The 12,419-nt window shown below is 63.7% G+C and carries 14 protein-coding genes; 4 read left to right on the forward strand and 10 right to left on the reverse strand.

What is annotated here, in order from left to right; translation table 11 throughout:
- Positions 1 to 33 precede the first annotated feature (33 nt).
- From AArcSl_RS05020 to tbsP, 8 genes are all read right to left on the reverse strand, one after another.
- Entirely contained in the window at positions 34 to 621 is a 588-nt protein-coding gene (locus AArcSl_RS05020) for a GNAT family N-acetyltransferase (protein ID WP_119815891.1), read from the reverse strand.
- A gap of 75 nt (positions 622 to 696) precedes the next feature.
- Positions 697 to 1,074, reverse strand: a complete 378-nt coding sequence (locus AArcSl_RS05025; protein WP_119815894.1) for a hypothetical protein — start codon at positions 1,072 to 1,074, stop codon at positions 697 to 699.
- 74 nt (positions 1,075 to 1,148) lie between these two features.
- Positions 1,149 to 3,134, reverse strand: coding sequence for an aconitate hydratase (locus tag AArcSl_RS05030; protein ID WP_119815897.1), 1,986 nt, complete (start codon positions 3,132 to 3,134; stop codon positions 1,149 to 1,151).
- A gap of 104 nt (positions 3,135 to 3,238) precedes the next feature.
- The gene (ndk, locus tag AArcSl_RS05035) at positions 3,239 to 3,715 is read right to left on the reverse strand and encodes a nucleoside-diphosphate kinase (RefSeq protein WP_119815899.1); all 477 of its coding nucleotides are present in this window, start codon (positions 3,713 to 3,715) and stop codon (positions 3,239 to 3,241) included.
- Complete coding sequence (locus tag AArcSl_RS17750; protein WP_119815902.1) at positions 3,712 to 4,083, reverse strand: 50S ribosomal protein L24e; 372 nt, start codon at positions 4,081 to 4,083, stop codon at positions 3,712 to 3,714. The genes ndk and AArcSl_RS17750 overlap by 4 nt, the downstream gene beginning before the upstream one ends.
- Positions 4,083 to 4,307, reverse strand: a complete 225-nt coding sequence (locus tag AArcSl_RS05045; RefSeq protein WP_119815905.1) for a 30S ribosomal protein S28e — start codon at positions 4,305 to 4,307, stop codon at positions 4,083 to 4,085. The genes AArcSl_RS17750 and AArcSl_RS05045 overlap by 1 nt, the downstream gene beginning before the upstream one ends.
- Before the next feature lie 6 nt (positions 4,308 to 4,313).
- Complete coding sequence (gene rpl7ae / locus AArcSl_RS05050) at positions 4,314 to 4,676, reverse strand: 50S ribosomal protein L7Ae (protein WP_119815908.1); 363 nt, start codon at positions 4,674 to 4,676, stop codon at positions 4,314 to 4,316.
- A gap of 232 nt (positions 4,677 to 4,908) precedes the next feature.
- Positions 4,909 to 5,727: a transcriptional regulator TbsP gene (tbsP, locus tag AArcSl_RS05055; RefSeq protein ID WP_119815911.1), complete on the reverse strand. Its 819-nt coding sequence runs from the start codon at positions 5,725 to 5,727 to the stop codon at positions 4,909 to 4,911.
- A 290-nt stretch (positions 5,728 to 6,017) separates the two neighbouring features.
- On the opposite strand from tbsP, the gene glyA reads away from it, so the two are divergent.
- The gene (gene glyA, locus AArcSl_RS05060) at positions 6,018 to 7,265 is read left to right on the forward strand and encodes a serine hydroxymethyltransferase (protein WP_119815914.1); all 1,248 of its coding nucleotides are present in this window, start codon (positions 6,018 to 6,020) and stop codon (positions 7,263 to 7,265) included.
- Between the two features lie 185 nt (positions 7,266 to 7,450).
- A complete protein-coding gene (locus tag AArcSl_RS05065; RefSeq protein ID WP_119815917.1) occupies positions 7,451 to 8,059 on the forward strand; it encodes an RAD55 family ATPase in 609 nt (202 codons plus the stop codon).
- Positions 8,060 to 8,115: 56 nt separating this feature from the next.
- On the opposite strand, the gene AArcSl_RS05070 is transcribed toward AArcSl_RS05065, so the two are convergent.
- Complete coding sequence (locus tag AArcSl_RS05070; RefSeq protein WP_119815920.1) at positions 8,116 to 9,972, reverse strand: cation:proton antiporter domain-containing protein; 1,857 nt, start codon at positions 9,970 to 9,972, stop codon at positions 8,116 to 8,118.
- A gap of 163 nt (positions 9,973 to 10,135) precedes the next feature.
- Here AArcSl_RS05070 and AArcSl_RS05075 point away from each other — a divergent pair, with 163 nt between their 5' ends.
- Positions 10,136 to 10,660, forward strand: a complete 525-nt coding sequence (locus AArcSl_RS05075) for a redoxin domain-containing protein (RefSeq protein WP_119815923.1) — start codon at positions 10,136 to 10,138, stop codon at positions 10,658 to 10,660.
- 35 nt (positions 10,661 to 10,695) lie between these two features.
- Here AArcSl_RS05075 and AArcSl_RS05080 read toward each other — a convergent pair whose 3' ends face one another.
- A complete protein-coding gene (locus AArcSl_RS05080; RefSeq protein ID WP_119815926.1) occupies positions 10,696 to 11,166 on the reverse strand; it encodes a MaoC family dehydratase in 471 nt (156 codons plus the stop codon).
- Between the two features lie 166 nt (positions 11,167 to 11,332).
- On the opposite strand from AArcSl_RS05080, the gene amrS reads away from it, so the two are divergent.
- Positions 11,333 to 12,403: an AmmeMemoRadiSam system radical SAM enzyme gene (gene amrS, locus AArcSl_RS05085; RefSeq protein ID WP_133412124.1), complete on the forward strand. Its 1,071-nt coding sequence runs from the start codon at positions 11,333 to 11,335 to the stop codon at positions 12,401 to 12,403.
- Positions 12,404 to 12,419 lie beyond the last annotated feature (16 nt).

The raw sequence follows: 12,419 nt of genomic DNA on the forward strand, positions 1-12,419 counted from the left end.
TCGGACGAACGGTCGGTCGAACAGTAAGTCTTCTCACTTCAACTGACTGTTATTGCCGGTGAATTCCGCTGTCGTTTTCCAGTTTTCGAGGTCCAGAAGCATGACGAGCGCGTCCTCCCCGTCGGCGTAGTACCGGGGGACCCGCCGGGCGGGTTCGAACCCCTCCGAGCGGTACAGCGACACGGCAGCCTCGTTGCTGGGACGCACTTCGAGTTTGGCGACGGTCGCCCCCTGGACCAGAAGCGACACGAGCGCCCGGCCGAGGAGCCGACGGCCGACTCCCCCACCCTGTACGTCGGGCCGCACCGCCAGATCCTTCACGTGGCCGATGTCGCGCCCGAAGTTCGGCGTGACGTCGGCGATGACGTATCCCAGGACGTCCTCGCCGTCGTCGCCGACGCGATCGGAGTTCCCCCTGTCGTTCCGGTGCTCGTCACGGTCGTCCGGTTCGGGACGGACCGCGACCAGGAACCCCGCTTCCCCGAGAAACCGCTCGAACACGGAAAACGTCCACGGCTGGGAAAACACGGCCCGTTCGATCCGCGAGACCGAGAGCAGATCGCTCTGGGTCGCCCGTCGAACGTACAGCGAGTCAGCCTCGCGTTCGGGAACCGTGGTCACACAGATGGATAACGACCCTCCAGTAAAAAGACGCTCGTTCGCGCCGCTCGATCGGTGCGCGAGCCTGCGCACCGTTCAAAGGAGCCCGAACAGACGAAGGATCGCGACGGTGACGACCAGGGCGATCCCGAGTGCGGTGCCGATCCACACGCCGACCGAAAGAGCGGACGTCTCCTCGGCGATATCGGCGAGGCGATCGCCGACGCCGTCGGGTTCACCCCCGTAGTCGAGTACCTCCTCGGCACAGTAGGAACACAGGACGCGCGTCTCCGCCGGCCGCTCGTGTTGCGTCCGGCAGATCGGCAACCCGTCACAGGTGTACGTCTCGCGGCCGATGCCGACGAGGACCGCCTCCTCCGGAACGATCTCGGTCCGGCAGTTCGTACACGCGACGACGTCGTACTCGACGGCGCCGTGGGGCGTTTCCGCTTCGACAGTTCGGGCGTCGGTCATGAGGTTGTTGCGTTGTGGTCGGCCGGAATGTCGTGAGTGCGATCGGTGGTAGTTCCGCTCCGTCGGCGTCGTGATCAGTCGTCAGCCGGCGCTGCGCCGGATCCGCTCTCGTGGTGCTGTTTCGTCCACGAGAGCTTGCCGCCGGCCGCGAGGATCTCACGTTCGCGTCCGGAGGCGTCCAGCTGTGCGGTGAACTCCCAGTCGTCGTTGACGCGGACGGTGAACGTCTCCTGTCCCGAGCGGACGCCCTCGCCGACGTTGTCGACGATTTCGAGATGGTCGCCCTGTTCGATCCGGTCGTAGGTTTCCTCGTCGATGGTGAGCGGAACGAGCCCGAAGTTGAACAGGTTGGCCTTGTGGATCCGGGCGAAGCTCCGCGCGAACACGCCCTGCACGCCGAGATACATCGGACACAAGGCGGCGTGCTCCCGGGAGGAGCCCTGCCCGTAGTTCTCGCCTGCGACCAGGAAGCCGCCGTCGGCCTCGAGTGCCCGGTCTGCGAACGTCTCGTCGACACGCGAGAGCGTGTACTCCGACAGCTTCGGGATGTTCGACCGGTACATCAGGATGTCGGACGTCGCGGGGATGATGTGGTCGGTCGTGATGTTGTCGCCCATCTTCAACAGCGCCTCGCCGGCGAGCGCTGACTCGAGTTCCTCGCGGAGGGGAACGTCGCCGATGTTCGGTCCCTTGATGAGTTCGTCGTCGATCGCCTCGTCGGGGGCGATGATGTCGGGATCGTCCTGTCCCATCCCCGGGGAGTAGCCGTCTCCGATCTCGAATCCGGGCGCCTCCAGGTCGCCGAGCTCTTCGGCGAGGTCCCGCGGGTCGACGATTTCGCCGGTAATCGCGGCGGCAGCCGCCACCTCCGGGGAGCACAGGTACACCGCGTCGTCCTCGATCCCCGACCGGCCCTCGAAGTTCCGGTTGAACGTCCGCAGGGAGACCGAGTCGGAGGCGGGCACGTGGCCGATCCCGATACACGCTCCACAGGTTGCCTCCGAGAAATTGACGCCGGCGGCCATCATCTCGGCGGTCCATCCTTCGCGGGAGAGCATCTCCGAGGCCTGCTTGGATCCGGGAGCGACGATCATTTCCGTCTGTTTGGCGACCTCTCGTCCCTTCAGCATTTTCGCTGCGGGGAGGATGTCCTCGTAGGCCCCGTTGGTACACGAGCCGACGATGACCTGATCCACCTCCGTGCCGGCGGCCTCCCGAACGGGAATCACGTTGTCGGGCATGCTCGGGGCGGCGATCAGCGGTTCGAGCGCCGAGAGGTTCACGACGACCTCGTCGTGGTACTCGGCGTCCTCGTCGGGGGTGAGTTCGACGTATTCCTCCTCGCGACCGATCCGGGAGAGCCAATCTCTCGTCTCCTCGTCGGTGGGGAAGATCGAACTCGTCGCCCCCAGTTCCGTTCCCATGTTCGTGATCGTCGTCCGTTCTGGAACGGTGAGGGATTCGACGCCGGGACCGGTGTACTCCAGCACCTTGCCGACGCCGCCTTTTACGGAGAGCTCGTCGAGCAGGTGAAGGATCACGTCCTTGGCGGTCGCCCACTCGGGGAGTTCACCCTCCAGACGGATGTTGACGATTTCGGGCATCTCGACGTAGTAGGGACCACCGCCCATCGCGACCGAGATGTCGAGCCCGCCGGCACCGATCGCCAACTGCCCGAGCCCCCCGGGTGTCGGGGTGTGTGAGTCGGAACCGAGCAGCGTCTTGCCCGGCGCCGCGAAGTTCTCCTTGTGGACCTGGTGACAGATCCCGTTGCCCGGCCTGGAGTAGTAGGCGCCGTACTTCCCCGACGCCGAGCGGAGGAACCGGTGGTCGTCGGTGTTTTTAAAATCGAACTGGTAGGTCTGGTGGTCACAGTACTGCGCTGCAAGCTCCGTTTGCACTTCCTCCAGTCCCAGTGCCTCGAACTGGAGCCACACCATCGTGCCGGTGGTGTCCTGGGTGAGCACCTGATCGATCTCGATCCCGATCTCCTCGCCGGGTTCGAGTTCGCCGTCGACGAGATGGTCCGCGAGAATTTGCTCCGTAACTGTCTGTCCCATATCGTTCGAGCGTCGGGACGCCTCGGGTATAAATCCCTTGAGTCATTAGCCCGAGGAGCTATGATTCGGGGAAGGAGAACCGATTCGTTCGTCCCCGTACGGCGTCAGTGATCTTCTTCGTACAGCCAGGTCTCGTCGATGCGCTCGTAGTCGACGAGATCCTCTTCGTCGAAGAACAGCGCGATCTCGCGTTCGTTCGCTCCCTCGTCTTCGTGGTCGGAGGCGTGGACGACGTTGCGGCCCAGATCGAGCCCGTAATCCCCGCGGATCGTGCCGGGATCGGCCTCCAGCGGGTCGGTCTCGCCGACCATGCTCCGTACCTGCCGGGTGGCGTCTGCGCCCTGGAGAACGAACGCGAAGACGGGACCGGACGTAATGAACGACACCAGGTCGTCGTAGAACGGCTTGTCCTCGTGCTCGGCGTAATGTTCGCTCGCGAGTTCCTCGTCGATCTGCAGGAACTTGCCGCCGACGACCTTGAGGCCGCGCTCCTCGAACCGGGAGAGGATCTCCCCGATCAGTCCACGCTGGACGCCGTCGGGCTTGACCATCACGAACGTGCGCTCGCCGTGGTGGCTCATTGGTCCTCCGCGGAGTCGACCTCTTCGGCTTCCTCGGCTTCCTCGGCTTCCTCGGCTTCTTCGGCTTCCTCAGCCTCCTCGACTTCTTCGGCTTCCTCAGCCTCCTCGGCTTCTTCGGCTTCCTCAGCTTCCTCAGCTTCCTCAGCTTCCTCGGCCTCCTCGACTTCTTCGGCTTCTTGAGCCGGGGCGCGTTCGGCGCGTCCAGCCTCGGTCCACTCCAGGTCGCGGGCTTCGCGGCCGAGCAGATAGTTCTTCTCGGCCTTGGAGTCCTTGAAGTGGAGCACGGTACCGTCGGTCTTGACGAACATCGTGCCCGTTCCGGGCTCGATCTCCTCGCCGGTGTAATCGCAGGTGCGCTTTTCGACCATTACTGCCCTCCGATCGAATCGGCGTCACGCTGGGTCTCCCGGAGCTGGAGGATGTCGCCTTCCCGGACGGGACCCAGGACGTTCCGCGTGATGATTCGTCCTTTGTTCGATCCTTCCTGGATGCGGCACTTGACCTGCATGGCCTCGCCGTGCATCCCGGTCTTGCCGACGACCTCGATGACCTCCGCGGAGGTCGAGTCGCCGGTGCCCTCTTCTGCGCTCATGGTCGCTTACCGGAGTTCCTCGACCTTTCCGGCGATGTCTTCGACGTCGTCGTCCGCCTCGCCGCCATCGATGATCGCCGCCGCCGCGCTGCCGACCTCCAGGCCGGCCGCGCGTCCGACATCGTCTTGCGTTTCGACGAAGACGACCGGGATCCCCTTCTCGTCGGCCAGTTCGGGGAGATGCATCACGATCTCCTCGGGCTGGACGTCCTCGGCAACGATGACGAGGTCGGCGTTGCCGCGCTCGACGGCTTTGGTCGTTTCGTTGGTTCCTTTCTTGACGGTACCTGTATCGCGGGCGATCTCGAGCGCCTCGAGAGCTCGATCCGCGAGGTCGGCCGGAGTTTCGTAGTCGACGTAAACTGGCATGGTTGTTATCCTCCTGCCCGTGGGCTCGCGTGTCCACGCCGGCGGTCGGGTCCCTGACGGCGCGGCACATCATCAACCCCGAACAGGCTGTACAGTCCGTTGAGCGGGTTCGGTTAAAAACGCTTTCAAACTACCGAGCGCGTGCGAACAGGAACCACGGAGGACGATTCGACCACCACGGAGGACGATTCGACCACCACGGAGGACGATTCGACCGAGACGACTGTGTCGTTCACTCCGACGTCAGTTCCAACGCGATCGACGCGAGTTCGTCCGGATCCGCACCGACGAGGCGCTCGTCGCCGAGTTTGAGCCGGAGGCGGGGGCGTCCCACGTCGATCGGGACCTTCTCGGTGTCGATCGCACCGACGTCCTCGAGCCAGGTTTTGGTCCGCGAGAACGTCGCCTTCGAGGCGATACCGACGTCCTCGCCCCACTTGGAGATGTCATACAGCAACACGTCGTTTTTCGCGGCCACGAGCAACGAGATCGTCACCTCGTCGAGACCGTCGCCGTTGCCACGGGCCGTCTCGACTGCCCCGAGTACGGCCTCGAAGTCGTCCCGCGTCGCCTCCCCGATCTCCGCGGCGAGCGTCTCCCGCACGTGGCTGATCCCCGGGGTCCGAAGGTTGAACGGTTCCGCGTCGGCCCAGACTCCGTCGTAGGCGTCGACGACAGCGTCGACGAACTCGCGGTCCTCGGTGACCAAGGCGCCCACATTCTCCCCGGAAGTGACGAGCGCCATCACGGACTCCTCGGAGACGAGAAGCGAGTTGTCCTCGTCCTCGACGAGCGTGCGCATCTCGAGTGTTCCTTCCTCGACGAGATCTGCCGCCCGCGATCCGACCAGGAAGTCGTCCATGACGTACTTCAGGACGTCCTCGTCGGCGAGCAGGCGAACGTCGGGCCCCCCGTCGACGTCGGCGGCGACCGCGACGAACGCCTCGATTATTGCCGCCGACGGATCGACGACGTACAGCGTTCCCTCGGCCCGATCCAGCACCCCGCCGAGGATATTCTCGACGTCCTCCTCCAGTAAATTCGATGTCATCAGTGTATGGAGATAATCGTCTGATATCTATTTAATATTAACGGGGAACCACCGAGTAAAACAGCCGATAACGCGTTCCTATCACCAGAAATGGCCATGTTTTGTCAGTACGATATCATGCTAGTAATTTCCATTTCGTGCCAGGTTGTTATTAATTATATGTCACGGTATTCTTTCGCCCGGCAGAAGCTGGTAGTCCCGTCGAAAGTGACGCGAGTACAGAGCTCCTTTCGACGGGAAGACCGGCGGAGACGGACAGGTTTATGGGTGTTTCACCCGCGGAACGGGATATGGAGTTCGAACACGTACGCGCTGAAGATCAGTCGGTTGCGGACGCACTGGCCGGCGAAGTCGACCGACAGGAGGGGACGCTGTCGTTGATTGCAAGCGAGAACTACGTGAGCCGGGCGGTGATGGAGGCCCAGGGTAGCCTCCTCACGAACAAGTACGCGGAAGGCTACCCCGACCGGCGGTACTACGCCGGATGCGAGTACGTCGACGAGATCGAACAGCTCGCGATAGACCGGGCCAAGGAGCTGTGGGGTGCCGACCACGTAAACGTGCAGCCGCACTCGGGCACCCAGGCGAACATGGCGGTGTATCTCGCGACGCTTTCCCCCGGCGATCGAATCCTGTCGCTCGAGTTGAGCCACGGCGGTCATTTGAGCCACGGCCATCCCGTGAACTTCACGGGACAGCTGTTCGACGTCGAACACTACCACGTCGATCCCGAAACCGGCTATCTCGACTACCAGGAACTGAAAGAGAAAGCAGAATCGTTCGAGCCAGACATCATCGTCTCCGGGTTCTCCGCGTATCCCCGAGAGGTCGAGTGGGAGACCATCCAGGAGGTCGCCGACTCGGTCGGTTCCTACCACCTGGCGGACATCGCACACATCACCGGTCTCGTCGCCACCGGCGTGCACTCTTCGCCGGTCGGGGTCGCCGATTTCGTGACCGGCTCGACTCACAAGACGATCCGGGCCGGTCGCGGCGGGATCGTAATGACCGACGACGAGCACGCCGAAGCCATCGACAAGGCAGTGTTCCCCGGTGGACAGGGCGGCCCACTCGCGCACAACATCGCAGGGAAAGCAGTCGGGTTCGGTGAAGCGCTGACACCCGAATTCGACGAGTACATCCAGCAGACGGTCGACAACGCCCGGACGCTCGGGGAGACGCTCGCGGAACACGGATTGTCGCTGGTCTCCGGTGGCACCGACAATCACATGGTGTTGGTCGACCTCCGGGACTCCCACCCCGACCTTTCCGGTGGGACGGCCGAAGACTCGCTCGCGGCCGCGAACGTCATTCTCAACGCGAACACCGTCCCCGGCGAAACCCGGTCGGCGTTCGACCCATCCGGGCTGCGAATCGGCACGCCCGGCATCACGACCCGGGGATTCGACGAGGGGGCCGTCGAGGAGCTCGCGGACCACATCTACCGGCTCATCGACAACCACGACTCCGAGGACGTGATCTACGAGGTCGGCGAACGCATCGACGAACTCTGTGCCGAGTATCCGTTGTACGATTGAGATCCTCTCCGAAGCCGAATATCGGCGGCGGAACCGCCTCCTCGAGGACGGATCGCTCGTCTCGAACAATCAAAAAGAATAATACCAGTTCCGGGTAAACTACAGGTAGTCGATGTCTCTCGGTCAGATAACGTTCCGTGTCACTGTGTTTTGCGGTGTGCGGACTGGCGAGGCGAGGGGTAGACATGTATGAGCTTACCCCCCACCTCGACGCGCAGGTCGAGCCGGGGACGAACCTTCTGATCACGGGTCCGCCGCTCACCGGGAAGCGATCGCTCGGGATGGACCTGCTCGCGGAGGGTACGAAACAGGGGGACGGCGCGATCGTAGTGACGACGAAGGACAGTGCCGATCGAGTCCTCGGCGATTACGCGAAGCGGACCGAGTACGAGGGACAGCCCGTCGCAGTCGTCGACTGTGTCACCCGCCAACAGGGGGTCGGGGAGATGCGCGACGATGACCGGATCAAGTACACGTCCTCGCCGGTAGACATGACCGGAATCGGGATCAAGCTCTCGGAGTTCCTCCAGGCGTTCTACCACGATCGGGGGATACAGCGGAACCGCATCATGCTCCACTCGCTTTCGACGCTTTTGATGTATTCGGACCTCCAGACGGTGTTCCGGTTCCTCCACGTCTTCACCGGGCGGATCCAGAGCGTCGGCGGGCTCGGCCTGTTTTGCATGGATTCGACGGCGCACGACGACCGGGAACGGAACACCCTCACCCAGCTGTTCGACGGGATCGTCGAGACGTCCGAGGACGCCGAGCCGACGATCCGGCTCGGCGAGTGAAGACCGAATACTGCCGACTCGGGAACGGAACCGGGACACAGTGAGGACGGGACCACTCAGGAGTGTGGATGGAACCGTCTGGCCGCCTCCCGGACGGCTTCGGCGTCCCCGAGGAACGTCACGTGGTCGCCGTACTCGATCATCTCGTCGGCGTCGGGAACGTGTGTGTCCTCGCCCCTGCCGATGACTGCGACGATACAGCCGGACGGGATCGCCTCGTTCACCTCCCGGATCGTCTTGCCCGCGAGGTCCTCTGCGGTCACCTCGATCTCGACCACCTCGTGCCCCTCTCCGAGTTCGTTCATCCAGTGAGCCATCGCCGGACGCTCGATCTCGTTGTCGATCGACCACGCCGTCGCGAGGGAGGCGTCGATCGCGGTCACGTCGAGCGTGTCGAACGCGTCGACGTTCTCGGGCCGATTGACCCTGGCGTACACCCGCTCGATGTCGAACTTCGACCGCGCGAGCTGTGACACGAGCAGGTTGTCGTTGTCGTCGCCGGTTGCGGCGACGACGATCTTCGCGTCGTCGATTCCGAGGCTCCGGAGGACGTCGGATTCAGTCGCGTCGCCCTCGTGGGCAGTGAATCCGAGCTCCCGAACCTCTCTGACGACGTCGCGGTCGATATCGACGAGAACCACGTTTTCGCCGCGCTGTTCCAGTTGCCGTGCGAGCGTGCGACCGACCCGGCCGCCGCCTGCGATGATCACTTTCATTGGTATCACGCCGAGCCTGTCTGCGATCTGCCGTGCCAGCCCGGCCTGGATCACGACAGTGGCAAAGATGATGAGAAACACGACCCCAACCAGCGCCTGGGCCGCCTCGCTTTGGCCCGCGTCCTGCAGTTGGATCGCGAACACGGTCGCGACCGACGCCGGAATGATCCCGCGCGGCCCGACGAGGCTGAGAAACAGCTTCTCCTCCCGGGTAAAACGCCAGGATCTGACCGACAGGAACACCACGCCCGGACGCACCACCAGAGCCACCACGACAACGACCAGGACGCCGGCGAGCCCGAGTTGAGCGATGTCCCCGAAGTCCAGAAGCGCCGCGAGGACGATGAAAATGAACGACAGCACGATAGCCCTGATGTCGCGCTCGAACGATTCGATGGCGTCACGGTGAGGAAGCTCCACGTTCCCGAGGACGATCCCGGCGGTGGCGGCGGCTGCGACACCGGATTCGGCGGCGACGGTGTCGGCGATCGCGTACGTGCCCACGATCCCGGCGAAGACGATCAACCGGGTGACGTGCGGGGCCGAGTCGGGGGAGATGTCCAGATGCGTCAGCGCGTAGTACACGACGGCAGCGACGGCGAGCCCGGCGGCGACGCCGACACCGACGCGTTCGAGGAACCCCAGAAACACCGACCCGTAGGATCCGTTTCCAACGACCAGCAGTTCGAAGATCACTACCGCGAGTACCGCGGCCGTGACGTCGTTGATAATCCCCTCCGCTTCGAGTACCGACGCGACCTGTTCGCGGACCGTCACCACCTCGAGGATCGGGGTGATCACGGTCGGTCCCGTGGCGATCATCAACGCCCCGATCAACAGCGCGACTTCCCATCCCGGCCCGATCAGATAGTGAACGACGGCCGCAGTGCCCAGAAACATGACGACCGCACCCACGGAAACCATCCCGACAACGGCCTGCGGTGCCCGTTGCAGGCGCTCCCGTTTGAGTTCGAACGCCCCCTCGAAAACGATCACTGCCACGCCGACACCGACGATGACGAACAGTCCGTCGCCGAACGTCTCCAGGGAGACCAGCCCCAGTACGTGCGGGCCGATCAGCACCCCCGAAAGGATGTGAAACAGGACACTCGGAACCTGGAGTTTCATCGAGAGGAGCTGTCCGACGACACCGAGGGCGAGAACGAGAGCGGTGACCGCGAGGACGGCTGAACTCACTACTAACAGTATTGCACTAGGAGGTAAAAAGCGCACCGTATTACTGGTGAGGGAAAGCCGAAAACCAAACAGCGAGGCGGCGAGTTGCGATCCCGGTTGCGCCGACGATCACGAGGGCTCGGGGATTAATGACACTCGGCTCCGAATCCCCGGACAGAAACCGATGGTATCACAGGGGCAGACTGCACCGGACTTCATCGCACCCGCCGTCGACGGCGGTCGAACGGTCGAACTCGTACTGTTCGAACTGATCGAGCGTTACGAGGCCGTAGTGCTGCTTTTTGCCCCCTGTACGTTCGTCCCGGAACCGACCGCCGAGTGGCTCGCCGTCGAGCGGGCGGGCTGGCCGGACCACGAACGGATTGGGACGGTCGGGCTCTCGGCCGACAGCCTGTATGCGGCGTACGCATACGCCGACCGCTACGGGTTCTCGTTCCCGATCGTCTCGGATTTCCACGGCGGCGTCTCCGACCAGTACGAGCTGCTGGCCGACGAGTGGGAGAGTCACGGAGACGTCCCACGCCGGGCGGCCGTCGTCGTCGACGGCGACTGGACCGTTCGGGCAGTCGAGACTGTCGAGGATCCCCACGATCGGGTCCAGCCAGGGCCGGCAACCCGCACCGCCGACGCTCTCGAGAAATGCGGAATCGACGTGGAACGACCTGACGTCGACTACGACATCGTGTGACGGCATCGGCCGGGATCGATCGGAACTGCAGCCGGCTACGTGGGCTCGGCGTCCCTTTTGAGCGACAGCACCGTCCGGTCGAACGAACAGACCAGCGTGTCCTCGCCGTCGTCTTCGACTTTGAACGCCTCGACGTGCATCGTCACGACGCCGCGGTTCCCGTCGCTGGTCTCGCGTTTGTCCGTGACCGTCGACTGCGCGTAGATCGTGTCGCCGTGGAAGACGGGCGCCGGATGCTCGACATCGTCGTACGAGAGGTTCGCGACGATCGTCCCGTCGGTGGTGTCGGGGATCGAAAGTCCGACGGCGAGCGCCATCGTATAAATACCATTGACGAGCCGCTCGCCGAACTGGGTGTCCGCCGCGAAGTCTGCGTCGAGATGGAGCGGCTGCTGGTTCATCGTCATGTCGCAAAAGCGCTGGTTGTCGGCTTCGCTTATGGTCCGTCGCTTCCCGTGTTCGATCGTCTCCCCGACCGTGAACTCCTCGTAGTAGAGCCCGGACATACCGCCTCCGTCGCCGCGGGCGTACTTATGGGTTCGCGTCGGTGTCGGGGACCCCTCGAACACCGAATCGCGGGAGCCGTCGCCGGGTACGGATCGCTTCTCCGGGTATGGGAATCAGGGACACGGTTTTTGTCGAGGAGGGCAAACCAGCCCTTGAGTGAGAACGATGTCCCCGAGCACCCGCGGACGCGAGGTCGAACGCTACGAACCGCTCGAGGACGACCGCGTCCGGTGTGCAGTCTGTCCCCGTCGCTGTGTCGTTCCGCCCGGCGAGCGTGGCGTCTGTGACGTCCGACAGAACGACGGCGGGCGGTTCGAGCTGCTCACGTACGGCAGGGCGGTCTCGACCGCGATCGACCCGATAGAAAAGAAGCCGCTGTTTCACTTCGCGCCGGGTGCCCGCGTGCTCTCGGTGGCCGCACGCGGCTGTAACTTCGAGTGCGACTTCTGTCAGAACTACCGGATCGCGATCGAACACGAGGACGTCCCCGAACAGTCGTTCCCGCCGGCCGAACTGGCTGACGCCGCCGAAGAGAGGTCGTGCGAAGGGATCGCATACACGTACACGGAGCCGACGATTTTCCTGGAGTACGCCCTCGATACGATGCGGGAGACAGGCGAGGACACGTGTAACGTGTTCGTCTCGAACGGTTACATGACAGAGGAGACCGCGACACAGCTTGCCACCGAGTTAGACGCGATCAACATCGACATCAAAGGCCACACCGAGTTCTACCGAAAGCGGTGTGCCGTTCCGGATCCGGCGCCGATCTACGACGCCGCGGAAACGCTCGCCGATGCGGGCGTCCACGTCGAGATCACGAACCTCGTGATACCCGACGAGAACGACGATCCCGAAGTCGTGCGGGAGAGAATGGCCTGGATACGGGAGGAACTCGGTCCGGGGACGCCGGTGCACTTCTCGCGGTTCCGCCCGGCCTACCGGATGCAGGACGTTCCGCCGACGCCGATAGCGACGCTGGAATCACTGATGGACGTGGCCCGCGAAGAGGGGCTGTATCACGTGTACTGTGGCAACGTCCCGGGACACGAATCCGAAAGCACCGACTGTCCGGACTGTGGAACCTGCGTGATCAAACGGCAGGGGTTCGAAATCCGATCGTACGATCTGGAGGACGGCGGCTGTCCGTCGTGCGGTCGGCCGATCGAGGTCGCCGGCACCGAATGGAGCCGAGGTGCAGAATCGACCGGAAGCAGGCGGCGGCTGCGGTTCTGACTGCACGCCGTCCCGT

Source organism: Halalkaliarchaeum desulfuricum, assembly GCF_002952775.1.
Lineage (GTDB): Archaea > Halobacteriota > Halobacteria > Halobacteriales > Haloferacaceae > Halalkaliarchaeum > Halalkaliarchaeum desulfuricum.

Bases quoted from the DNA above. Each gene is read 5' to 3' on its own strand.
- AArcSl_RS05065 (WP_119815917.1), top strand. From the start codon at position 7,451: ATGTATGAGCTTACCCCCCACCTCGACGCGCAGGTCGAGCCGGGGACG.
- ndk (WP_119815899.1), bottom strand. From the start codon at position 3,715: ATGAGCCACCACGGCGAGCGCACGTTCGTGATGGTCAAGCCCGACGGC.
- tbsP (WP_119815911.1), bottom strand. From the start codon at position 5,727: ATGACATCGAATTTACTGGAGGAGGACGTCGAGAATATCCTCGGCGGG.
- glyA (WP_119815914.1), top strand. From the start codon at position 6,018: ATGGAGTTCGAACACGTACGCGCTGAAGATCAGTCGGTTGCGGACGCA.
- AArcSl_RS05025 (WP_119815894.1), bottom strand. From the start codon at position 1,074: ATGACCGACGCCCGAACTGTCGAAGCGGAAACGCCCCACGGCGCCGTC.
- rpl7ae (WP_119815908.1), bottom strand. From the start codon at position 4,676: ATGCCAGTTTACGTCGACTACGAAACTCCGGCCGACCTCGCGGATCGA.
- amrS (WP_133412124.1), top strand. From the start codon at position 11,333: ATGTCCCCGAGCACCCGCGGACGCGAGGTCGAACGCTACGAACCGCTC.
- AArcSl_RS17750 (WP_119815902.1), bottom strand. From the start codon at position 4,083: ATGGTCGAAAAGCGCACCTGCGATTACACCGGCGAGGAGATCGAGCCC.
- AArcSl_RS05080 (WP_119815926.1), bottom strand. From the start codon at position 11,166: ATGTCCGGGCTCTACTACGAGGAGTTCACGGTCGGGGAGACGATCGAA.
- AArcSl_RS05045 (WP_119815905.1), bottom strand. From the start codon at position 4,307: ATGAGCGCAGAAGAGGGCACCGGCGACTCGACCTCCGCGGAGGTCATC.
- AArcSl_RS05030 (WP_119815897.1), bottom strand. From the start codon at position 3,134: ATGGGACAGACAGTTACGGAGCAAATTCTCGCGGACCATCTCGTCGAC.
- AArcSl_RS05075 (WP_119815923.1), top strand. From the start codon at position 10,136: ATGGTATCACAGGGGCAGACTGCACCGGACTTCATCGCACCCGCCGTC.